This is a genomic window from Burkholderia sp. BCC1638 (assembly GCF_902833195.1).
GTDB lineage: Bacteria > Pseudomonadota > Gammaproteobacteria > Burkholderiales > Burkholderiaceae > Burkholderia > Burkholderia diffusa.
On the sequence record NZ_CADFEC010000003.1, the window covers coordinates 124,434 to 146,256 of the forward strand.

The following is a 21,823-nucleotide window of genomic DNA, read 5'->3' on the forward strand; positions in this document are numbered from 1 at the left end:
CATCGCCGCGCTCAATCCTCTTCGTGCTCCAGCATCGCCGCGAGCGCCTTCGTCAGTTCGCTGACCATCGGATCGGCCGTCGGCCGATGCAGGATCGCGATGTCCATGTTCTCGATCGGCGCGAAGCCGCCGTGTTCCTCGGTCAGCACCACGTGGTCGTCGGTCACCACGCGCGCGGGCAGCACGCTGATGCCGAGCCCGTCCGCGACGGCCGCCTGGATGCCGCTCAGGCTCGACGTCGTGAAGCTGATCCGCCAGCGGCGGCCGCGTTCCTCGATCGCTTTGATCATGTCGTCGCGATAGAGCCCGCGCGGCGGAAACACGACGATCGGCACCGGATCGAGGTCGATCGTCGGATGTTGCGCGCTGTCGATCCAGCGCAGCTTCTCCGGCCAGCGCGCCACCGCCTCGCGGCTGTCGCGCCGCTGCTTGATCAGCGCGAGATCGAGCTCGCCGCGATCATAGGCCGCGCAGATGTCGCGGCTCAGCCCGCACATCACCTCGAGCTTCACCTGCGGATGATCGCGCTTGAACGCGGCGAGCGCATGGGTCGTGCGGCCCGCCGCGAAATCGTCGGGCACGCCGAGCCGGATCGTCAGCGCGACGGTCGCGCCCGACAGCGCCTCCAGCATCTCGTCGTTCAGCGCGATCATGCGCCGCGCGTAGCTGAGCACCGTCACGCCGGCGTCGGTCGGCCGCACGTCGCGCGTGCCGCGGTCGAGCAGGCGATGCCCCGCGATCTCCTCCAGCCGCCGCACCTTCTGGCTGACCGTCGACTGCGTCGAATGCAGGCGCGCGGACGCGGTCGTGAAACTGCCGCAGTCGGCGACCATCACGAGCGCGCGCAACAGGTCGAGGTCGAACAAAGGTCTATTCATATCCGCACTTTTTCGGCTTGCAACATTTCATTTTCAAATACGCGCGACGATTTTTAACATGGGCCGAGCCCGTGGGCAATCGCGGTTTCGCCGGACCCGGCGCCCGGGGACCGGCGGCGCGGCGCGGCTGATTGCGGTGCACGGGCGGCGATGATGTGGAAGCAGTGCGGGCGGGTATGAACGCCGATCACATGAGTCGGTTCGACCGTGGCATCGATGCGGTATAGGTCGGAATCGCGGCCAAGGTAACTCGCGAAGAGTGACGGTCTGATTTGCCAGCGATTTCTGATCGTCCCGGCTTGTGGATATCCGATCGAATACGCTCTCCGTTGGCTGTGCGCATTACCGGGTAAACGCCTGAACACGCGCAAACTCCCGGCAAGTTTCTATATTTTGTGGGTTAGATCGCTCTTTCTGCGCGATTTCTCCGCGTAATTCCCGCCCGTCCACTCCGCCTTCATTTCTTCGCCTTGCGCTCGAAAATCGAGCGGTCTAGACTGCATCGCAGTTTCATCGAAGTCCCAGTCTTTCGCGTACCGCGCCGGGCCTGCCGGCACGACGCTCCCCAACGGACGCCCGGCGCTCGCCCGCCGCGTCGAGACCACAAGGACACACCATGAACCGCACTGCAAAGCTCGTCGTTTCCGCGCTGGCGTTCGCGCCGCTCGTCTCGGTCGCGCAGGACACGGCGACGATCCGCTGGGGCATCGATCCTACCTATCCGCCGTTCGAGGCGAAGCAGCCCGACGGCTCGCTCGCCGGCTTCGACATCGACCTTCGCAACGCGATCTGCGAGCAGTTGCGCGCGAAGTGCGTGTGGGTCGAGCAGGGCTTCGACGGGATGATTCCGGCGCTGCGCGCGCGCAAGTTCGACGTGATCATGTCCGCGATGACGGCCACCGACGAGCGGCTCAAGCAGATCGACTTCTCGAACAAGCTGTACGCGTCGCCGGGTGCGCTCGTCGCGCCGGCCGGCTCGAAACTGCTGCCGACCGCCGCGTCGCTCGCCGGCAAGCGCGTCGGGATCGACCAGGGCACGACGCAGGAGGCGTACGCGAAGGCCGAATGGGCGACCAAGGGCGTGACGATCGTGTCGTACCAGAACCAGGACCAGGTGTATCAGGATCTGGTGAACGGCCGTCTCGACGCGACCTTCCAGGACAAGACGCAGGCCGGCTATTCGTTCCTGAAGACACCGCGCGGCAAGGGCTACGCGTTCGCGGGCCCCGACGTGACCGACGTGCGCATCACCGGCTACGGCGTCGCGATGGGCGTGCGCAAGGGCGACGCCGAGATGAAAAAGCGGCTCAACGACGCGATCGCCGCGATCCGCGCGAACGGCACGTACCAGAAGATCGCCGCGAAATACTTCGACTTCGACATCTACGGCGCGAAGCAGCAGCTGACCGCCGCACCGTGACCCCGTGACGCATTCAATCGACAGGCAAGCCATGACGAGTATCCAGGATCGCGTCGCGACAGCCGTGACGCCCGAACTGATCGCCGCCTTCCGTGAAGAAGGCGCGGTCTGCATCAAGGGCATCTTCTCGCCCGGCGAAGTGGCCGCGCTGCGTGCCGGCATCGACGCGAACCTCGCGCAGCCGAGCGAGCGCGCGAAGGTCGCGAGCCGGCCCGACGACCCGGGCTGGTTCTTCGAGGACTTCTGCAACTGGCAGCACAACGACGCGTACCGCGACTTCATCGTGCGCTCGCCCGCGCCGTCGGTGGCCGCCGCGCTGATGGGCACGCGGACGGTGCGGCTGCATCACGACCATCTTCTGGTGAAGGAGCCCGGCACGCGGCAGCGCACGCCGTGGCATCAGGACCAGCCGTACTACAACATCGAAGGCGACGACAACGTCAGCATGTGGATTCCGGTCGATCCGGTGCCGCTCGAATCGACGCTGGAGTTCGTCGCGGGTTCGCACCGGGGGCCGTGGCTGATGCCGCGCACGTTCATGGACAAGGAGGCGAAGTGGTTCCCGGAAGGCAGCCTCGCCGACCTGCCCGACATCGAGGCCGACCGTTCGGCGTTCCCGATCCGCCACTGGGCGCTCGAGCCGGGCGACATGGTGTGCTTCCGGATGCTGACGCTGCACGCGTCGGGCGGGACGCAGAACCGCCGGCGCGCGTTCTCGATCCGCTTCGTCGGCGACGACATCCGTCACGCGCCGCGCCGCTGGAAGACGTCGCCCGATTTCCCGGGGCTCGCGGACGAACTGCCGGACGGCGCGCCGCTCGAGCACCCGCTGTTTCCGGTCGTGTGGTCGCGCGGCGCGGGGCAGGTCGGGGCGATCCGGGCGTAAGCGGCGGATCGCGACGACATCAGGTGACATCACGCGCGCGGCGTCCGCTTCGCGATGAAGCGGACGCCGCGCGTGGTCGTTTTCGAGCGTCGCGGGAGGTTCAGGTCTGGTGCCGCCCGGCGCCCGGCTTGAAGCGCGAGCCGAGCCGATAGCGGTTGCCGGGATGCAGGAAGTGTACGAACGTGACGGGCAGTCCGTTCGTCCAGGTGCGGCGCGTGAGCGTGAGGCACGGCTCGTCGGCGCGCATGTCGAGCAGCCGCGCCTGTTCGCCGGTCGGCAGCGACGCGTCGACCACGTGCTCGATCTCCAGTTCGTAGTGCGACACGTTGTTGAACAGGTATTCGGACGGCGGCTCGGCCTGGAAATCCTGGTCGATGAATTCGGGCGCGGCGGCCGGGTTCACGTAGCGATCCTCCAACTGGATCGGGCGGCCGTTTTCCTCGTGCACGCACACCACATGAAAGACCGGCGTGTTGACCGCTAGCCCGAACGCGGCCGCGACGTCGAACGACGCGGGCTCGCGCGACTGGCTGAGCACGCGGCAGCGATATTCGTGGCCGCGCGCGCGGATCTCGTCGCGGATGTGCGCGATCATCAGCAGGTTCGACTGCGGCTTCACCTCGGCGACGAAGGTGCCGACGCCCGCAATGCGTTTCAGCACGCCTTCCTCGGTCAGCTCGCGCAGCGCGCGGTTGACCGTCATGCGCGCGACGCCGAATTGCGCGGCAAGATCGAGTTCGGACGGAATGCGGTCCCCCGGGCGCCAGTCGCCCGCGTCGACATTCTGGCGGACGAGCGTCTTGATCTGCTGGAACGGAGCGGTGGTCTTCGTGACCATCGGGGGATCCTCGGGGAAAGGCAACCGCAAAATTCTATCCCGGATCAGGTTGCGGGCAATTCGCGAACGTCGGCCGTCGGCACCGAACCGAACGCGTCGCTCAGTGCATAGCCGATCAATTGCCGCGCGGCCGCCTCGGGCGTCGACAGCGCGCCGCTCGACTTCAACTGGTCGAATTTCTCGCGCATCGGGAAGTTCGCTTCGCTGGTCGAGCGGATCGTCGCCTGCATGCCGGTGTCGACGACGCCCGGCGCGACGCTGCAGATCCGCAGCGCGCGGTTCGCGTCGAGCGCGACGGCGCGCGCGTGATGATCGAGCGCCGCCTTGGTCGCGCAGTAGACGCTCCAGCCCGCATACGCGTTGCGCGCGGCGCCGCTCGACACGTGCAGGATCCGGCATTCGGTCGGCGCCGCCGCCGCCTGCACGAGCGCGGCCGACAGCATCAGCGGCGCCGCGACGTTCACGCCGACCGCGCGCGCGACGAGCGCGGCGTCCTGCGCGTCGAGCGGGCCGATCGGATCGACGATGCCAGCGTTGTTGAAGAGCAGCACGATCGACGCGCCGTCGACGAAGCGGCGTAGCGTGTCGCCGGCGAGCCAAGCCGCGACGGCCGACGTGTCCGACAGGTCGAGCTCGATGTCGGCGAAACGGTCGCCGGCCTGCGCGGCGAGCGACGGATGACGGCTGCGCGACACGCCGAGCACGGCGATGCCTTCCTGCAGCAGTTGTTCGGCGAGCGACGCGCCGAGGCCGCGCGTGTGTCCGGTGACGATGGCGCGCACGTGCGGCGCTGAAATGGATGCGGTCATGGCGATGAATGAGTGAACGGATGAAGCGTGTTGACGCGTGGCGCGCATGCGCCGCGGCACGGCGTGCGGGACGGGCGATGCGCGGCGCCGGCGTGGCGGCCGAAGTCGGCCGCGTGCGGCGCGGCATTTCCAAAAGTGAACGCGTATCGTAGCGCCGGCCCGCGCGACGCGCAAACGCGGGCGACGCCGCGCGCGGGCGCGGTGCGTGAATTCGCGACGTCGAACGCATGCACCGCCGCGCGGCCGATACGTTGGACGAAAGCGGACTGCGGCAAGTCCGCACGCCATGGCGGCGCGTGGCGCCGGGCACCACGTCGCGAGCTATCATATGGCTCGCCCGTTCGCGACGCCGGACGGGGCGCGACTGTTTCCTTTCACTTGCTGCACGCTGCGACGCATCCATGAACACCACGCCGGACATGCCCACGCCACGCGCCTTGCGCGAACTTACGCCCCTCGAGGCCCGCATTCTCGGGGTGCTCGTCGAGAAGCAGCACACCGTGCCCGACACCTATCCGCTCTCGCTGAATGCGTTGACCTCGGGCTGCAACCAGAAGACCGCGCGCTCGCCGGTGATGAACGTCAGCGAGGACGAGGTCACGACCGCGCTCGACGGGCTCAAGCACCTGAGCCTCGTGATGGAAGGAAGCAGCAGCCGCGTGCCGCGTTTCGAGCACAACATGAACCGTGTGCTCGGGATTCCGAGCCAGGCGATCGCGCTGCTGACGATCCTGCTGCTGCGCGGCCCGCAGACGGCCGCCGAACTGCGCCTGAACAGCGCACGCCTGCACGGTTTCGCCGACATCTCGTCGGTCGAGGCGTTTCTCGACGAACTCGCGGCGCGTGCGCAGCCGCTCGTCGTCCGGTTGCCGCGCGCGCCCGGTGCGCGCGAGAATCGCTGGATGCACTTGATGTGCGGCGAGGTGAACGTCGCCGACTTCGCCGGTTCGGATGCCGGCGGCGGCGCGGATTCCGTTCCGCCGTCCGAGTTCGAGGCGCTGAAGGCCGAACAAAAGCGGCTTGCGGATGAAGTGGCGCGGCTGAACGCGCTCGTTCAGCGCATGGCGACCGAACTCGGGATCGACGTCGAGACCCCGGGCGACGCCGGCTGACCTCCCGCCCGAGCCAACTCGACACCGGCGCGGATCTGGGCGCGCCGGCTGACGAACGCACCTCCCGACACCGCTCGAACCTGCGCTACCAGCGGCACCCCGTCTTCTCGGACGCATCGACGTCCTGCGCCCACGCGAAATCGGTCTTCTTGCCGGTGCGCGCATTGGTGTACGTCATCGAATAGACGATCGCACCCTGGCTCATCATTTCGTATTCGCCGTTGATCTTGCCGTCGACCATTTCCCACCACGTCGTCGTGAACTGGTACGGGCGGCCTTCCGCGAGTGCTTCCTGATCCACGTGCTTGAGCAGCAGCGGAATCGACGTCTTCGATTTCGCGTAGCGGACGACGCCCCCTTGCCACTTCGCCACGTCGTCGTAATACGTGCGCAATTCGAAGCGCACGGGTTTGTCGCCGGTCGTCCTGAAGCACAGCACCTCGGTGCTGACCTCGGCCGACGCAGGCAACGCAATGCACACCAGCAACGCGGCAAGTGTCTTTTTCATATTTGCGTGAGAGTCGTGGATGGCTCGCGCCGAACGTGAGGCACCATCGGCGGCGGACAGTCGTGATCGTACGGTACCTCGGTGATACGCGACACTCGGCCGTACGGCCGGAGCGTCTCGCGGAGAGCGATCGTCGCGACGCGGTTTAGGCGTTTACCTTCAAACAACGGGAAATCCGCATCGATTCCGTTCTCGCTGTGCTTCAATTCATCCGGTTTGCAGTCCTACTAAATGACATAACGAAAACAGAAGAGACCCTTCACTCAAAGGAGACAGCCGATGGCCAGGAACCCGTCTTGACACCGCAATCCGGACAAGTCGCAACACAGCGAACTTCCTCGATGAAAAGCAGGTTATCCCCAGAGGCAACTCCGATGTCCTCCAAACGTTTGATGACGATCGCGGCCGCCGTGCTGGCCGTCGCCACGTCGTCGGTTCATGCAAGCGCGGCCACCGTGACCGACCCGTTCTACACGTATACGGGCGCCACGCCGTTGAAATCGATTCCACCCGGCACGGTGCTCAACACGCGAACCGTCACCTATCACGTGGCCGGAATGCCGACCGCGGTGACCGCCCAGCAGTTGCTGTATCGCACCAACGACGCGCAGAACCGGCCGGTCGTCAACGTGACGTCGGTGATCCGGAGCCCGGTCAGCAACGGCCGGGCGATCTCGTACCAGTCGGCCTACGACTCGCTGAATCCTTACGACGAACCGTCGCAGGTGATCGCCGGCGATCGCGACGTCACGAAGATCATCAATGCCGGCACCTTGCTCTACAGCGCGGAATCGATCCCGCTGTCGACGCTGCTGCTGCTCGGCTACAACGTGATCGTGCCCGATACCGAAGGCCAGACGGCGGACTTCGCTGCCGGCCCCGAATACGGGATGACGACGCTCGATTCGATCCGCGCGGCGCTCAACACGCCGTCGACGGGCCTCGCGCCGTCCAGCAAGGTCGCGATGATCGGCTATTCCGGCGGTGCGATCGCGACGAACTGGGCCGCGCAACTCGCGCCGAGCTACGCGCCGGACGTCAACAAGCAGCTCGTCGGCGCGGCCGAGGGCGGCGTGCTGGTCGACCCCGCGCACAACCTGCGCTACGTCGACGGCAGCATCGTCTGGGGCGGCGTCGCGGCGGCCGCGCTCGCCGGGCTGTCGCGCGGCTTCGGCTTCGATCTGACGCCGTATCTGAGCGACAGCGGCGTCGCCGTGTTCAACGACATCCAGAACCAGTCGCTCGCCTACATCCTGCCGAAATACACGGGGCTGCGTTGGGCGACGCTGTTCAAGCCGCAATACGCGAACGACATCAACAGCATTCCGGCGTACGTGACCTACGCGAACAAGGTGAACGCCGGGCTGGCCGCGTCGCCGACGATTCCGATGTACATCGTTCAGGGCACGGCCGGCGTGCTCGACGGCACGTTCGGTAGCCAGGTGGGCGACGGCGTGATGCTCGCGTACGATGTACGCGCGCTCGCGCAGAAGTTCTGTGCCAGCGGCGTGCCGGTCGTGTACACCGAATATCCGCTCGAACATGCGGGCGCGATCGCGCCGTGGGTGGCCGGGATGCTGCCCTGGCTCTACGACCGCTTCGGCGGCAAGGCCGCGCCGAGCAATTGCGCGCTGACGGCGTTGTTGCCGAGCAATTCGCTCGCGCCCGAGACGCTGCACTAGCCGCCGCGCGCATCGACGCAATCGCCCGGCGATCCTTCGCGGATCGCCTTTTTCATCCGGCGCCTTGACGCCGATCGCCTTCCCCCGCCGCGCCTCGCTGCCGCCACGCGCGAGTGCCATAATCGAGCCTGCACATCATTCCAGACGTCCCCGGAGAATCCCCATGCAGAACCTCGACAATCCTTCCCACGATCGCGAGGTAGGCAGCGCCGACGCGACGCAGGACACCACGCGCATCGACGACGTCCGCATTGGCGCTGTGCGTCCGCTGATCTCGCCCGCGCTGCTGCAGGACGAGCTGCCGGTGCCGGCCGCCACGCAGACGCTCGTCGAGGACACGCGCCGCGCGATCGGCGACATCCTGCACGGCCGGGACGACCGGCTGCTGCTCGTCGTCGGCCCGTGCTCGATCCACGACCACGACCAGGCGCTCGACTACGCCCGTCGCCTGAAGGCGGCCGCCGATGCGCTGAAGGACGACCTGCTGATCACGATGCGCGTGTACTTCGAGAAGCCGCGCACGACCGTCGGCTGGAAGGGCTACATCAACGATCCGCGCCTGGACGGCAGCTTCCGCATCAACGAAGGGCTGCGCGCGGCGCGGCAACTGCTGCTCGACATCAACGCGCTCGGCTTGCCGGCGTCGACCGAATTCCTCGACCTGCTGAGCCCGCAGTACATCGCGGACCTGATCGCGTGGGGCGCGATCGGCGCGCGCACGACCGAGAGCCAGAGCCATCGGCAGCTCGCGTCGGGGCTCAGCTGCCCGATCGGCTTCAAGAACGGCACCGACGGCGGCGTGCAGGTCGCGTCGGACGCGATCGTCGCCGCGCGCGCGAGCCATGCGTTCATGGGGATGACGAAGATGGGCATGGCCGCGATCTTCGAGACGCGCGGCAACGACGACGCGCACGTGATCCTGCGCGGCGGCAAGAACGGGCCGAACTACGATGCCGAGCACGTCGAGGCGAGCTGCGCGGTGCTGCGCAAGAGCGGATTGCGCGAGCAGGTGATGGTCGATTGCTCGCACGCGAACTCGAACAAGTCGCATGAGCGGCAGATCGAAGTCGCGCAGGATCTTGCGCGGCAGCTGTCGCAGGGCGAGCACCGGATCGTCGGCGTGATGGTGGAGAGTCATCTCGAGGCGGGGCGTCAGGATCTGAAGCCCGGCGTGCCGTTGCAGTATGGCGTGTCGATTACGGATGCGTGTTTGAGCTGGACGCAGACGGAGCCGGTGCTCGACGTGCTGGCGGAGGCGGTGCGGCATCGGCGAGTGTATTCGCGCAATGCGTGAGGTGACGGCGGCGGGTTGATGCCCGCCGCCGTCAAAGTCGGCCCATCGACTAAGACTGGTGCCGAGCAAGTTGATTCATCTGTCTCGTGTGCCGCGCCACTCGGAAACTTCTCGCGCGCGTGTTCGGCCTGCGGCACGTCGCATATCGGCGGTATCCGAACTACAGGAATCGCGGCGACGCCGACGAGACATTCGTTCAGCCGCGTCGCAAATTGTCAGGCGCGTGCGCCCGAGGTGCCGTGCGGCGTGCGGCCGCGCCGTGGGCGATCCTGCTAATACGAATCCCATGGCCTCCGGCAAAATTTAGGCAAATTCCTAAGGCGTCTGTCCGAAATAGGATTGGATGGACGGCCGATTTGCGGATCGTCGGATAGAGTCGACACATCTGCAAACCTCAACCGACGGCGCATGCCGTGCATGGTCTCCGATGCACTTGCTCCGGCCGCCGTATCGTACATGGAAGGACGTCTTATCGCGTGCCGCGCCGCACCGCGCCTGCTCTTGCGCGCAATATTCCTTTGGCTCGTTGTCTCGTCGCTCCCTGCGAACGGCGCGACCGCCTCTTGGAAGCCCACCTTCACTGACGAGGAGCTTCAGTGGATGCGCGCGCACCCGGTCGTCAATATCGCAGTCGAGGCGAACTGGCATCCGATCGAATACATGCGCAACGGCAGCCATGCCGGCCTTGTCGCGGGGTACCTGAACGCAATCTCGAAAATGACCGGGCTGACGTTCGCAACGGTGCCGGGCACGGAATGGGGGCACGCGTACGAGGCGCTTGCATCGCACAAGGTTGATCTGCTGCCCGGCGTATGGCGCGACCTGGTGCCGGACCGCGTCGGCGCCGGTGCTCTCGTCAGTGCGCCCTACTTGGTCGGCCGGCTGACAGCCGTCACGCGCAACGACTCCGCGATGATCTTCAACCTGAAGCGGCTCGAAGGCCGGCGTGTCGCGATCAAGGGGCGAGGCGCGGTCGAGTATTTCACGCGCAACAGCGGCGTGATGCTCGACGTGCTTACGTTCGACACCGAGGAACTCGCGCTCGCCGCGGTTGCCAACGGCGAGGCGGATGCCGCGCTCGGCGTCGACGTCACGATTCTGCCGATCGTGCAGCGGCAGTTTCCCGGGCAGCTTTACATGTCGGGGATGCTTGCTGACCGCCCTGTATCGCTGGCGATGCTCACGCGGGCAGACTTGCCGATCCTGGCATCGATCATCGACAAGTCTCTCGCGGCCATTCCCGTGAGCAAGACGGCGGAGCTCACCCGCGACTGGGTCGAGATGGCCGATTACGGCAAGCCGACGATCCGTGCGATCCTGCATTACCGGGCGCCCCAGGTGCTCGCGATCGCTGCCGCGCTGGTGGCGTTCGCGATGCTCGCATTCCTGTCGTGGAAGTCGCGCGTGGCCGCGATCCGCAGCGAGCACGACAAGGCGACGTTTCTCGCGTTCGTTAGTCACGAAATCCGCACGCCGATGCATACGATCCTGTCGTCGCTGGAATTGCTGCAGCGCTCGCGGTTGACCGGGCGACAGGCGAATCGCGCGGATGCGGCGATCTCGGCATCGGAGACGCTTCTGACGCTGCTCGACGATATCCTCGAATATTCTCGCCTCGAATCGCGTAAGGTCGGGCTTGCCATGCAGACAGTCGAGCTCGAGTCGTGGGCGCGGCATACGGTCGACATGGTGCGCTGGCGTGCCGACGAGAAGATGCTCGAGCTGGTGCTTGACGTTGCTTGTCCGCCGGCGGTGCGTGTTTCAATCGATCCGGTCCGTGTGCGTCAGATCGTGCTGAACCTGCTCGTCAACGCAATCAAATTCACATCCGCCGGCTCGGTGACGCTGCGCGTCGAGCATGTTTCGGGGCGCCACGGGCAAAATGGCACGCTGACCCTCACGGTGCGCGATACCGGCATCGGCATTGCGCCCGAACGGCTCGAACACATTTTCGACGCATACTGGCAGGGGCCTGCCTCGCTTCACCAGGACGTCAACGGCAGCGGGCTTGGCCTCGCGATCTGCCGTGAACTGGTCGCATTGATGCACGGCACGATCACCGTCCAAAGCCTGCCGCGCGTCGAAACGACGATGACGGTGCGATTGCCGGTCACGGAAGTGGACGAGCCGTTGCCGGTGCGGTCTGCCGCATCGATGCCCGTGCTGGTCGACGCACTGCCTGGATATGCTCACCCTGACTCGCCGCGTATCCTGATTGTCGACGATCACGAAACCGTGCAGTTCGCGCTGCAGCAGCAATGCGACGAACTCGGCTGCGTCGGCATCGGCGCCGCTACCGGCGAGGACGCGCTGCGTCAACTGGCGCGCGGCCGTGTCGACCTCGTGTTGCTCGATAGCGATCTGCCGGACTTCGACGGTTATGCGCTCGCGAAGATGATCCGTCAGGACGAGTCGGCACGCGAAGCCAGACATGTTCCGATCATCGGGATTTCCGCGGTATCCGGCGACGGGCATCGGGAGCGCTGCGTCGACAGCGGCATGGACGGCGTGCTGGGCAAGCCGCTGCGGCTCGAAACGTTGCGGCAGCTGATCGCGATGTGGTGCCCAGCGTATGCCGAGATGGAACAGGCGGCGCATACCGACGATGCCGCTGATCTCAACGCGGTCTATGACCGCGAAGTGGCGAAGGATCTCGACGTGCTTGTCAAGGGATTGCTATCGCGCGATTTCGCCGCAGCCGCACGGGCCTCGCACCGGATTGCGGGGGCGTCGCATCTGGCCAAACTGGGCGATATCGCCAATGTCGCGCTGCATGCCGAAACGCGGCTTCGCGAATTCCACGGCGTTCATCAAGTCGACCCGTTCGCGACGGATCGATAGCCCCGGTCCACTGTCGTTCACGCGACGGCTGCCCGGTGGCTCGACGCACTGGTAGGGCATCGAAAATGCGACGCTGGCGATCGGGCGGAATGCCGATACCGGTGTCACGGACTTCGATCGCGAGCGAGCCGGCATGGCCCGGTATGCCGTCGAGATAAACGACGCGCAGTGCAACCGAGTCAGCCGGCGTGCACTTGATCGCGTTGGCAAGCAGGTTCAGCACGATCTGCCGCGTGCGCAGCGGATCGATCGGCGCGCACAGCTCAGTCTGGCGCGAGTTCGAGCTCCCGGCTCAGGTTTTTCTCGTCGACGCGCCAGCGTACCATGTCGGCGCTGTGCCAATGCGCGGACGTGCGTCGGCTCGGGCACGAGCGTCACGTTTCGAGACTCGAGACTCGAATATTCCAGGACGTCGTCAAGCAACGTCAGCAGCGATTCCGAAGCAGCAACGCCGCGTCCGCGCGACCAGCCTGCTTCGGTGCTAGTTGCGAGCGCGATAGCAGTTCGAGCAACGACGGGATCGAATGCACCGCCTTGCGGATCTCGTGGCTGGTGAACACGAGTTGCATCGCCTTGTCGAGTTCGCTGCGCACAGCTGCGACGCGCGAGCGCTACGAAACGAATGGGACCGCGAACAGGATGGTGCCGGCCGCTGCGACTTGCCAGCGACGGTCATGGACGATCGATTGCGGGCTAGGCTTGCCGTAGTCGGCCGTTTCAATCCATTGACGCGGAATTTCGTCGGTGTCGTGCGCGGGAATGGCCGCGCGCGCGTCGCGTTCGTCGTCGAAAGTCAGCAGGATCACCGGCACGCCGACATGCGCGGATCGCATATTCGAGTCGCCGCTACCCTTGGTCGCGATTTGCTTGCCGGCCAGATTCTCAAGATCGACGAAGAGATTCAAGGGCTCCGGTGCGACAACAACCATCGTGCCGGCGAACTACGGCAGGCTGACAATGGTGCCACTGCGGTATCGCGAGATGTCGGCGCTTCTTGACGCGTCCGGCGCCATGTCGATCTTCCCCGACATGAAAGCCGGGTATGAATTGGCCCACGATACGTTGTCGACATATTCGACGCGCAGTCCGCCGATTCGCGGAATCGCGTCGAGATATGACGACACGACGCCAACGACCTTCCCGCATTCGCGAAATTTGAACGGACGCTAATGTGGGGCGGCACAGGCACGCACGACCGGATGCGCGGCGATCCATGCCTTTGCCTCAAGCGTGAACTGCGCAGGTGGGATGATCTGTATCAGGCGCTGCAGCGGCGTGAGAAATGCGCGGAGCGAGATCGTCATCACAAATGGTCCGTTGCGCCGACGCAACGCGGTGCGGGCGGGAGCACCGGCAGCAACAGTGCCTTTGGACGACGCGAGCGCCGTCGGCGATTCGTTGCGGGTCGCGCCAGCGCCAGCGCCTTACGCCGTTCTGATGGCTGAGACGGGGCGCGCGGGCCGTTTCCCATGCTGTCGCTGCTGCGGATGCCGAATCGGACTGCATGGCGTCCGCGACGACTACTCGCACCTCGGCTGTTTAGCCGGCGGGGTTAAAAATTATCCAGAAAGCCGGTAAGCTAATCCGGATCATCCGTTCCGGTTTGCCATGGCAAGAAATGGCCAACCGCTGATGGGCCGTATCGCCAGAATCAAAAGGGGTAGTAATGAGACCAGAGCTCCAACCGATCCGCGTCGTGATCCTGGACGACCATGCCGTCGTCCAGCACGGGATCGCCAGTTATCTGACGGAGAGGACCGGCATCGAAGTGGCGGCGAGCTTTGCGAGGTCGCGCGATCTGATCGGCTGGCTCGAGTCGAATCACGCGGACGTCGTGCTGCTCGACTACACGCTGGGCCCGGACGAGATCGACGGTCTCAATCTCGTCAAGCTGGTGAGCACGCGCTTCCCGGATTGCAAGATCCTGATGACGTCGAGCAGCGATACGCCCGCGACCGTCAACATGACGATGCGCGCAGGCGCGCTCGGTTTCTTCGGCAAGAGCGAAAATCTTCGCGAACTGGTGCATGCGATCCGTGTGGTCGCAGATGGACGTTCGTATATCAGTGCCGAATTGGCAGGCAGGGTGATGGCGAGTGCGACGCCTGTCCAGAGTGTGACGGCGCCGAAACCGGCGGTCAGCGACGACGCGCCGGCGGCCGAATCGGAAGTGTCCGCCGACCTGCGCCTGAGCCCGCGCGAGCACGAGGTGCTGCGCTGTTATCTCGCGGGCATGTCGGTATCCGATATCGCATTGAAATTTTCCCGCAGCCGCAAGACGATCAGCGCGCAAAAGCAATCGGCGTATCGCAAGCTCGGCATCCGCAGCGATGCCGAATTGTTCGCGTCCCGCAAGCTGCTCGAGAAACATTGAGCGTCGTCTGATTCCGAATCTCCCTCGGCATTTTTCACGCCGACATTGATCTTCGTTCATCGCTGTGCAATGCAGCCTCATGGCAGCACTTCTCGACTGGCGCTACCATGACCCGTGTTGCGTTAACCGACGGGCCCGTCCGGGCCCGTTGCGCGCACACGCAGCGGCGGCGCGGCCGGCCGCTGCTGCATCGACGAAGCGCGGGGTGCTCACCGATTCGCCACCGCACCCGCGCCGCTTCGCTCCCGGCACCAACAACAACCTAACCGGAGTGCAATCAGCATGGCTTTCACCAAGACAATCGTCGCAGCCGCCGTTCTCGTATCGAGCCTCAACGTGCATGCGCAGATCGCGGGCGCCCAGCCACTCAGCGTCACCGTCGAGCAATCGCAGGCGCTACTCGAAGGCTGGAGCGTGAAGAAGAGCGTGCTCGGCAAGGCCGTGTACAACGACCAGAACCAGAAAGTCGGCACGGTGCGCGACCTGATCGTCGCGCCTGACGGCTCGGTGTCGGCCGCGATCGTGTCGGCCGGCGGTTTCCTGGGCGTCGCGGCGCATGACGTCGCGGTGCCGATCGCGTCGCTCGACGTGCGCAACGGCAACATCTATCTGCCGGGCGCGACGAAGGACGCGCTGAAGGCAACGCCCGCGTTCCAGTACGCGAAGGTGCCGTCGCCGCCGAAGCCGAAGAAGCTCGACGACAAGCACTGATGCAACCGACCCGGCGCGCAATGCGCCGGGCATGGCCAACCGCGGGGCATGTCCGGCCGCGCGTCGGTCGATCACGGCCGCAACCCGAGCTCTCACCCCTTGGCTACGTAATTCTACGTAGCCTCGCATACGTAGTTGTGCGCTTGTAAGCCTCCCCCGTCGCGCGGAATACTACGGCCCACCGCCGTGTCTTCCGCGAGACGCGGCACGACGCATCGACGTCACGCGGGTCCGGCGCCTCGCCGGATCCACTCAAAACCACATTGGAGACCAGGAGACGCCATGAATCGGGCTTCCAGTACCCTGCTCTGGATCGCGGTCGCGCTGCTCGGCGCGTTCGCGTTCGGGACGATCGCACTTGCGCACGGCGAACGCGTCAGCGCGCTCTGGATCGTGATCGCCGCAGTCTGCGTATATCTGATCGCGTATCGCTTCTACAGCCGTTTCATCGCCAGCAAAGTCATGCAGCTCGACGGGCTGCGGATGACGCCGGCCGTCCGGCACAACGACGGCCTCGACTACGTGCCGACCAACAAGTACGTGCTGTTCGGCCATCACTTCGCCGCGATCGCCGGCGCCGGGCCGCTCGTCGGGCCCGTGCTCGCAGCGCAGATGGGCTACACGCCGGGCATGCTGTGGATCCTGGCCGGTGTCGTGTTCGCGGGCGCGGTGCAGGACTTCATCGTGCTGTTCATCTCGACGCGCCGCGACGGCCGTTCGCTCGGCGACCTCGTCAAGATGGAGCTCGGCACGGTGCCCGGCGTGATCGCGCTGTTCGGCGCATTCCTGATCATGGTGATCATCCTCGCGGTGCTCGCGCTGATCGTCGTGAAGGCGCTGACGAATTCGCCGTGGGGCACGTTCACCGTCGCCGCGACGATTCCGATTGCGCTGTTCATGGGCGTCTACACGCGCTACATTCGTCCGGGCCGCATCGGCGAAGTGTCGATCATCGGCTTCGTGCTGCTGATGGCGTCGATCGCGTTCGGCCAGACCGTGCACGATTCGCCGGCGCTTGCCGCATGGTTCACCTTCAGCGGCACGCAGCTTACGTGGATCCTGATCGGCTACGGCTTCGTCGCATCGGTGCTGCCGGTGTGGCTGCTGCTCGCGCCGCGCGACTACCTGTCCACGTTCCTGAAGATCGGCACGATCCTCGGCCTCGCGATCGGCATCCTGGTCGTCGCGCCGGAACTGAAGATGCCCGCGCTGACGAAGTTCGTCGACGGCACGGGCCCGGTGTGGTCGGGCAACCTGTTCCCGTTCCTGTTCATCACGATCGCATGCGGCGCGGTGTCGGGGTTCCACGCGCTGATCTCGTCGGGCACGACGCCGAAGCTGATCGACAACGAAACCAACGCGCGCTTCATCGGTTACGGCGCGATGCTGATGGAATCGTTCGTCGCGATCATGGCGCTGGTCGCCGCGTGCGTGATCGAACCGGGCATCTACTTCGCGATGAACGCGCCGGCGGCCGTGCTCGGCTCGACGCCTGAAGCCGTCGCGAATACGGTTACGCAATGGGGCTTCGTGCTGACGCCCGACATGCTCACGCAGACCGCGAAGGCCGTGGGCGAAACGACGATCATCGCGCGCGCGGGCGGCGCACCGACGCTGGCCGTCGGCATGGCGCACATCCTGCACCAGGTGATCGGCGGCGAAGCGATGATGGCGTTCTGGTATCACTTCGCGATCCTGTTCGAGGCGCTGTTCATCCTGACGGCCGTCGATGCCGGCACGCGCGCGGGCCGCTTCATGCTGCAGGACCTGCTCGGCACGTTCCACCCGGCGCTCAAGCGCACCGAGTCGCTGCCGGCGAACCTTGTCGCCACCGCGCTGTGCGTGGCCGCGTGGGGCTATTTCCTGTATCAGGGCGTGGTCGATCCGCTCGGCGGCATCAACACGCTGTGGCCGTTGTTCGGGATCTCGAACCAGATGCTCGCCGCGATCGCACTGGTGCTCGGCACCGTCGTGCTGTTCAAGATGAAGCGCGAGCGCTACGCATGGGTGACGATCGTGCCGACCGCATGGCTGCTGATCTGCACGCTGACGGCCGGCTGGCAGAAGATCTTCGATTCGAATCCGAAGGTCAGCTTCCTCGCGCACGCGGCGAAGCTGCAGGCCGCGGTGGACGAAGGCAAGGTGCTCGCGCCGGCCAAGTCGATCGCGCAGATGCAGCGGATCATCTTCAACGACTACATCGATGCGGCGCTGGCCGGCCTGTTCATCTTCGTCGTCGTGGCGATCGCGGGGTACGGCCTGCTCGCCGTGCTGCGCGCGCGTCGCGAGTCGAACCCGACCGTGCGCGAGACGCCGTACGAAGCGATGCCGGCCGCGCAGGCGCTCGGCAGCGGACGATAACGGGAGGCCGCGATGTTCACCGATCTCGGCAGCGACCTGCGCAGTGCGGGGCGTTACCTCGGGCAGGCGTTGCGGCTGATGGTCGGCCTGCCCGACTACGACACCTATGTCGCGCACATGCGCGAAACCCATCCGGACCGCGAGCCGATGACGTACGAGGAATTCTTCCGCGAGCGTCAGAATGCGCGGTACGGGTCGGGGGCAGGGAAGTGTTGCTGAACCGGGCCGGCGCAGCCGGCCGGTGAGGCGGTCAAGTGACGGACCGGGAAGCGCCGCGAAGACATTCGCGGCGCTTTTTCTTTGGCGTGCCGGTGCGGTGCGCGCGAGGCGCCCGTCACTGCGGCGTTTGACTTCGTCCAGCGCGGCAAAGTCCGGGCGTCGGTATCATATGAGGCATCCTCTTTCCCCGAAGAATCCGCGCAGGAGAACCCGTCGTGCATGTCGGTGAGCGTTTCAACAGCATTTCCCATCTCGTCGGCGCGGTGCTGTCGGTGGCAGGGTTGGTCGCGCTGGTGACGATGGGCGCGCTCGACCGCGATCCCTACAAGATCGTGAGCTTCAGCGTGTACGGTGCGATGCTGATCCTGCTCTACGGAATCTCGACGGCGTATCACAGCGTGCGCAACCCGCGCCTGAAGGCGATCCTGCAGAAGTGCGACCATTCGGCCATCTATCTGCTGATCGCGGGCAGCTACACGCCGTTTACGCTCGTGACGCTGCGCGGCCCGTGGGGCTGGTCGCTGTTCGGCGTGAGCTGGGGGCTCGCCGCGTTCGGGATCGCGCAGGAACTCACGCTCGGTCGGCGCACGCGCATCGTGTCGATGGTGCTGTACGTGCTGATGGGCTGGCTCGCGCTCGTCGCGATCCGCCCGCTGATTCATGCGCTGCCGCCGGTGGGTGCCGCATGGCTCGTGGCCGGCGGCGTCATCTACAGCGCGGGGATCTACTTCTTCATCAACGACGAGCGCATCCGCCACGGGCACGGTATCTGGCATCTTTTCGTGCTGGCCGGCAGCTTGTGCCAGTTCGTCAGCGTCGCGATGTATGTCGCGTGAGCGTGAACGCGGGCGGCACGGCGCGCGTCATGCGTGCCCGGCCGCCTGTGCCGCGCCGCGCAGCGCCATGAACCCGACCCACCCCCAGTAGACGCGGTGATGCGCGATCAGCCCGTCGCGCAGATCCATCATCTCGACGAGATCGACCTGATCGCCTTCCGGCGTTTCGCGCGGATATTCCCATGTGAGTTGCCGGCCGTTCGAGAAGAACAGCCCGGTTCGATACCAGCGTCCGAGCTTGTTTCCCGGATTGCGCAGGGCCGCCGCGAAGAACGCGCAGATCGCGGCCTTGCCGTGCAGCACGCCCGAGCCGTGATCGGGCAGCGCGACGACGATCAGCGGCGTTTCGAGTATCGCGTCGTCCGCGTACAGCGACATCAGTGCGTCGAGGTCGCGCGCGACGACGGCGGCGTGCCAGTCTTGATGGATGCGTTGCGCATCGGTGTCGGCTTGTGTCATGGCGGGTTCCGGCAAACGTGGGTAACGGAACCACTGTATCGACGCCGCGCCGCCGGACGTTTCAGTTCGGGCCGAAACGTGGATGTCGCGTATGTCGAACGCGACCGCGTGCGGCTCGTCAGCCCGCCAGCGCGCCGAGATTCAGGTCATGCGACTTGCCGATCCACACCGCGCTGTCGCGATGGTCGCGCAGATCTTCGCCGGTATTCGGATGCAGGAAGATGTCGAGCGCGCCGTGATTCAGGATGAGCCACGGCACGATGGTGTTGAAGCGCGCGGCGTCGAACGCGATCTGGTACGACCAGGCCGGATGCGGGCCGACGAGGCGCTCGTGAAAGCGGCCGAGCTCGATGATCGCGCCGAACCGTTCTTCGACGACGAGGCGGAACGCCCAGGCTGCGTCGCGGCTCGCGGCATCGAAGTAGACGTGTGCGTGCCAATTGTCGATGGCGGTGGTGTCGATGGCAGCCATGGCGGAACTCGAGAGAAGAATAGGGAACGGATAAGCGCCGTGATTGACGGCGCGATGCGCAATTATCGCGCGTCCGTGTCGCACACGTCTTCTCGCGGCGCGGTAAATCGGCGCGGAGGTTTTGTCGTATGTCAGGGAAACGAGCGCATTTGTCGAATCGTTTCCCGCTTGTGCCGGCGTGTGCGGCATCGCGCCGAAAGTCGCGCCGGGCAGGGCTTTGGCCGAAATTGCATCGGCAATACGTCATTTCAAAAACTGCAAAAGCGATTCACACGGCACGTCGATTCGTCTGCAAAAACGCGATCAGGTAGTTGAATGAAATAAAGAAATTCCGCTCAGGCAGCATTGGCGAATCGCGTGGATCGCACCCCGTCCGTCGGTGCCGAAAATATCAATTGCGGAATCGGCTATTCAAGCGCGTGGTCACGCGACATACGATGATTGCACCGCATCGACGACGACGATCGATGCGGAAACAACCATCTGGAGGCCATGATGCGATCCGTTGTTTCCCTTGCTGTCCTGTCCGGCGCGCTTGCCGTGCTGCCCGCCGCGAGCTTCGCGCAGTCCGTCGATACTGAGTGGCAGTCGAACGTCGCGCCGTTGAGCTGGTCGGCGGCGCGTGCCGAAACCGATGTGCAATTGAGGCAGATGACGCGCGCCGGCTATCGTGCGACGACAGCCGGCAACCAGAACTATCCGCTCGCGATGCAGCGTGCGCTCGAACGCGTGAGGTACCCGGTGCCTGACCGCTCGCGCGAGGAGAAGGCCGCGATGGAAGCGCGCGCGGCCAGCGCGGCGCAGAGCGGCCATCCGGTGAAGGCGTTCTTCGTGAAGACCGCGTACTACCTGAAGGGCGAGAACACGTTCTGATGCGGGAGCAGAGCATGGCATGCCTTGACCGACTCCCCGCCGTGTTGCGCGCATCCGCGATCCGCCGGCTGCCCCAGACGTGCGCGACGCGGCGACGGGACGACGTGTACGGCGGCGCGCGGCGCCGCGCGAACGGCGGTCGCGATGCACGGCGCGGTGCCCGCGCGTGCCGCACCGCGTGGCCGGCATTCGACGTGGAAGACGTTGCGGCAGGCGAGGGCGGATCATGAAGGCCGCCCGAAAAGGCCGTCGCCACCCGCCGTTGACGCGCGAGTGGCTGCTGCCGCTGCCGCCCGCGCATGTGCGCGACATCTCGCTGAAATGCCACATGGCGCTCGTCGCGCTGCGCGGCGAGCACGGCAGCGAAACGTTGCTGATGCGGCTGCGCACGAGCGTCTATCTGGTGTTCCTCGCGCTCGACGATGCGGTATCCCCGGATGCGAACGTCGACCTGTGCGTCGACGCGGAGCGCGTGCTCGACGCGAGCATGGCGCGCGCCGAGCAAAGCGGCGCATGGACGCTGCACGACGACGAGTGCGCGGCGCTCGAGCGTGTGCTCGCGGCGAACGACGCGTGCGTCGCGACGCTCACGCGGCACCGGCTCGCCGAGCTGTGGCGCCACGTGTGCGCGTTCGCGTCCAGCGAGCAACCGGGGCTGGTCGCGCAGGCGGCGGCCCGGATGCGGGAAGCGGCCGTTCTGCATTGAGCGGTGGCAACGCGACCGACCCTTGGCTGCGTTTCATGCGCGTTCCGTTCCCCGGGGGCGACGCTCGCCGCCCAATGTCACGACAGGAGCCGAACGGGTTCGGTCGATGACGATCCATCCTCGCGTTCGCGGCGATCGTGCGTGTCGCCGCGAATGCATTCGTTTCAGTCAGGAGGCGCGATGGCGCTATACAGGATCGGTGGCTACTTCACGTGCGGAAGCGGCCGCGCATTCAACGAGAACCTGCCGCCGGGCAGCGAGACGCCGGTTGCGGGCATCTATCGATGCACCGTATGCGGCGACGAGATCGGCATCGCGAAGTCGCAGGCGCTGCCGTCCGACGACGCGCATCGTCACGATTTCGATCCGCCGTCCGACCCGCTGCTCGATCGCGGGCCGACCGCATGGCAACTGATCGCGGCGGCGGAATCGAGACACTAGCGTGCGGGCATTCGCATGCTCACGCGTGCGCGACTGCACGCGGCCCTACGACGACGCCCATCAAAACAAAAGCGCCACGGAGCGAACTCCGTGGCGCTTCTTC

General features: G+C 65.7%; 24 protein-coding genes and 1 pseudogene. 14 read left to right on the forward strand and 11 right to left on the reverse strand.

What is annotated here, in order from left to right; genetic code table 11:
* Positions 1 to 11: 11 nt before the first annotated feature.
* Positions 12 to 878 (reverse strand): LysR family transcriptional regulator, encoded by an 867-nt coding sequence (locus tag HWX22_RS04180; protein WP_059818469.1) that lies wholly within the window; start codon positions 876 to 878, stop codon positions 12 to 14.
* A gap of 616 nt (positions 879 to 1,494) precedes the next feature.
* Between HWX22_RS04180 and HWX22_RS04185 the strand changes: the two genes are divergently transcribed.
* Both HWX22_RS04185 and HWX22_RS04190 read left to right on the forward strand, forming a co-directional pair.
* On the forward strand, positions 1,495 to 2,298 hold the full coding sequence (locus tag HWX22_RS04185; RefSeq protein ID WP_059528891.1) for an ABC transporter substrate-binding protein: 804 nt from the start codon (positions 1,495 to 1,497) through the stop codon (positions 2,296 to 2,298).
* A gap of 31 nt (positions 2,299 to 2,329) precedes the next feature.
* The gene (locus HWX22_RS04190; protein ID WP_175910821.1) at positions 2,330 to 3,184 is read left to right on the forward strand and encodes a phytanoyl-CoA dioxygenase family protein; all 855 of its coding nucleotides are present in this window, start codon (positions 2,330 to 2,332) and stop codon (positions 3,182 to 3,184) included.
* Between the two features lie 100 nt (positions 3,185 to 3,284).
* Here the strand turns inward: HWX22_RS04190 and hutC are convergent, their stop codons facing one another.
* Together hutC and HWX22_RS04200 are read right to left on the reverse strand one after the other, a co-directional pair.
* Positions 3,285 to 4,022, reverse strand: coding sequence for a histidine utilization repressor (gene hutC / locus HWX22_RS04195; RefSeq protein ID WP_059818467.1), 738 nt, complete (start codon positions 4,020 to 4,022; stop codon positions 3,285 to 3,287).
* Between the two features lie 44 nt (positions 4,023 to 4,066).
* Positions 4,067 to 4,831 carry an SDR family oxidoreductase gene (locus tag HWX22_RS04200; protein ID WP_175915094.1) on the reverse strand — a complete coding sequence of 255 codons (765 nt, stop codon included), beginning with the start codon at positions 4,829 to 4,831 and terminating at the stop codon, positions 4,067 to 4,069.
* Between the two features lie 401 nt (positions 4,832 to 5,232).
* On the opposite strand from HWX22_RS04200, the gene HWX22_RS04205 reads away from it, so the two are divergent.
* Positions 5,233 to 5,943: a YceH family protein gene (locus HWX22_RS04205; protein WP_175915095.1), complete on the forward strand. Its 711-nt coding sequence runs from the start codon at positions 5,233 to 5,235 to the stop codon at positions 5,941 to 5,943.
* A gap of 85 nt (positions 5,944 to 6,028) precedes the next feature.
* Here the strand turns inward: HWX22_RS04205 and HWX22_RS04210 are convergent, their stop codons facing one another.
* Positions 6,029 to 6,451 carry a hypothetical protein gene (locus HWX22_RS04210; RefSeq protein WP_175915096.1) on the reverse strand — a complete coding sequence of 141 codons (423 nt, stop codon included), beginning with the start codon at positions 6,449 to 6,451 and terminating at the stop codon, positions 6,029 to 6,031.
* Positions 6,452 to 6,825: 374 nt separating this feature from the next.
* On the opposite strand from HWX22_RS04210, the gene HWX22_RS04215 reads away from it, so the two are divergent.
* The 3 genes from HWX22_RS04215 (at position 6,826) to HWX22_RS04225 (ending at position 12,268) form a co-directional block, all read left to right on the forward strand.
* Positions 6,826 to 8,133, forward strand: coding sequence for a lipase family protein (locus HWX22_RS04215; protein ID WP_175915097.1), 1,308 nt, complete (start codon positions 6,826 to 6,828; stop codon positions 8,131 to 8,133).
* A gap of 163 nt (positions 8,134 to 8,296) precedes the next feature.
* Positions 8,297 to 9,427: a 3-deoxy-7-phosphoheptulonate synthase gene (locus tag HWX22_RS04220; protein ID WP_059528867.1), complete on the forward strand. Its 1,131-nt coding sequence runs from the start codon at positions 8,297 to 8,299 to the stop codon at positions 9,425 to 9,427.
* 600 nt (positions 9,428 to 10,027) lie between these two features.
* Positions 10,028 to 12,268, forward strand: a complete 2,241-nt coding sequence (locus HWX22_RS04225) for an ATP-binding protein (RefSeq protein WP_279610423.1) — start codon at positions 10,028 to 10,030, stop codon at positions 12,266 to 12,268.
* A gap of 100 nt (positions 12,269 to 12,368) precedes the next feature.
* Here the strand turns inward: HWX22_RS04225 and HWX22_RS32205 are convergent.
* The 5 genes and pseudogenes from HWX22_RS32205 to HWX22_RS32220 all read right to left on the reverse strand — a co-directional run.
* Positions 12,369 to 12,491, reverse strand: a pseudogene (locus HWX22_RS32205) (hypothetical protein); the annotation flags it as partial.
* A gap of 202 nt (positions 12,492 to 12,693) precedes the next feature.
* Positions 12,694 to 12,837 (reverse strand): hypothetical protein, encoded by a 144-nt coding sequence (locus HWX22_RS32210; RefSeq protein ID WP_175915048.1) that lies wholly within the window; start codon positions 12,835 to 12,837, stop codon positions 12,694 to 12,696.
* 42 nt (positions 12,838 to 12,879) lie between these two features.
* Positions 12,880 to 13,173 (reverse strand): hypothetical protein, encoded by a 294-nt coding sequence (locus HWX22_RS32215; RefSeq protein WP_175915049.1) that lies wholly within the window; start codon positions 13,171 to 13,173, stop codon positions 12,880 to 12,882.
* A 36-nt stretch (positions 13,174 to 13,209) separates the two neighbouring features.
* Positions 13,210 to 13,392, reverse strand: coding sequence for a hypothetical protein (locus tag HWX22_RS32345; RefSeq protein ID WP_059815233.1), 183 nt, complete (start codon positions 13,390 to 13,392; stop codon positions 13,210 to 13,212).
* A 42-nt stretch (positions 13,393 to 13,434) separates the two neighbouring features.
* A complete protein-coding gene (locus HWX22_RS32220) occupies positions 13,435 to 13,572 on the reverse strand; it encodes a hypothetical protein (RefSeq protein WP_175980859.1) in 138 nt (45 codons plus the stop codon).
* A 362-nt stretch (positions 13,573 to 13,934) separates the two neighbouring features.
* Here HWX22_RS32220 and cblR point away from each other — a divergent pair, with 362 nt between their 5' ends.
* The 5 genes from cblR to HWX22_RS04260 all read left to right on the forward strand — a co-directional run bounded on the left by cblR (position 13,935) and on the right by HWX22_RS04260 (position 18,769).
* On the forward strand, positions 13,935 to 14,642 hold the full coding sequence (gene cblR, locus HWX22_RS04240) for a cable pilus system response regulator transcription factor CblR (RefSeq protein ID WP_059815230.1): 708 nt from the start codon (positions 13,935 to 13,937) through the stop codon (positions 14,640 to 14,642).
* A 282-nt stretch (positions 14,643 to 14,924) separates the two neighbouring features.
* The gene (locus HWX22_RS04245) at positions 14,925 to 15,353 is read left to right on the forward strand and encodes a PRC-barrel domain-containing protein (protein ID WP_059528861.1); all 429 of its coding nucleotides are present in this window, start codon (positions 14,925 to 14,927) and stop codon (positions 15,351 to 15,353) included.
* Between the two features lie 282 nt (positions 15,354 to 15,635).
* Complete coding sequence (locus HWX22_RS04250; RefSeq protein WP_175915099.1) at positions 15,636 to 17,714, forward strand: carbon starvation CstA family protein; 2,079 nt, start codon at positions 15,636 to 15,638, stop codon at positions 17,712 to 17,714.
* A 12-nt stretch (positions 17,715 to 17,726) separates the two neighbouring features.
* Positions 17,727 to 17,933 carry a YbdD/YjiX family protein gene (locus HWX22_RS04255; RefSeq protein WP_027781714.1) on the forward strand — a complete coding sequence of 69 codons (207 nt, stop codon included), beginning with the start codon at positions 17,727 to 17,729 and terminating at the stop codon, positions 17,931 to 17,933.
* Between the two features lie 215 nt (positions 17,934 to 18,148).
* On the forward strand, positions 18,149 to 18,769 hold the full coding sequence (locus HWX22_RS04260; protein ID WP_059448906.1) for a hemolysin III family protein: 621 nt from the start codon (positions 18,149 to 18,151) through the stop codon (positions 18,767 to 18,769).
* A 27-nt stretch (positions 18,770 to 18,796) separates the two neighbouring features.
* On the opposite strand, the gene HWX22_RS04265 is transcribed toward HWX22_RS04260, so the two are convergent.
* Positions 18,797 to 19,228 (reverse strand): nuclear transport factor 2 family protein, encoded by a 432-nt coding sequence (locus tag HWX22_RS04265; protein ID WP_175915100.1) that lies wholly within the window; start codon positions 19,226 to 19,228, stop codon positions 18,797 to 18,799.
* Between the two features lie 118 nt (positions 19,229 to 19,346).
* Positions 19,347 to 19,700 (reverse strand): DOPA 4,5-dioxygenase family protein, encoded by a 354-nt coding sequence (locus HWX22_RS04270; RefSeq protein ID WP_175915101.1) that lies wholly within the window; start codon positions 19,698 to 19,700, stop codon positions 19,347 to 19,349.
* A 495-nt stretch (positions 19,701 to 20,195) separates the two neighbouring features.
* On the opposite strand from HWX22_RS04270, the gene HWX22_RS04275 reads away from it, so the two are divergent.
* The 3 genes from HWX22_RS04275 (at position 20,196) to HWX22_RS04285 (ending at position 21,720) form a co-directional block, all read left to right on the forward strand.
* Positions 20,196 to 20,573, forward strand: a complete 378-nt coding sequence (locus HWX22_RS04275) for a hypothetical protein (protein ID WP_059815274.1) — start codon at positions 20,196 to 20,198, stop codon at positions 20,571 to 20,573.
* A gap of 226 nt (positions 20,574 to 20,799) precedes the next feature.
* On the forward strand, positions 20,800 to 21,279 hold the full coding sequence (locus HWX22_RS04280) for a hypothetical protein (protein ID WP_175915102.1): 480 nt from the start codon (positions 20,800 to 20,802) through the stop codon (positions 21,277 to 21,279).
* Between the two features lie 180 nt (positions 21,280 to 21,459).
* Positions 21,460 to 21,720, forward strand: coding sequence for a hypothetical protein (locus HWX22_RS04285; RefSeq protein ID WP_059815212.1), 261 nt, complete (start codon positions 21,460 to 21,462; stop codon positions 21,718 to 21,720).
* Positions 21,721 to 21,823 lie beyond the last annotated feature (103 nt).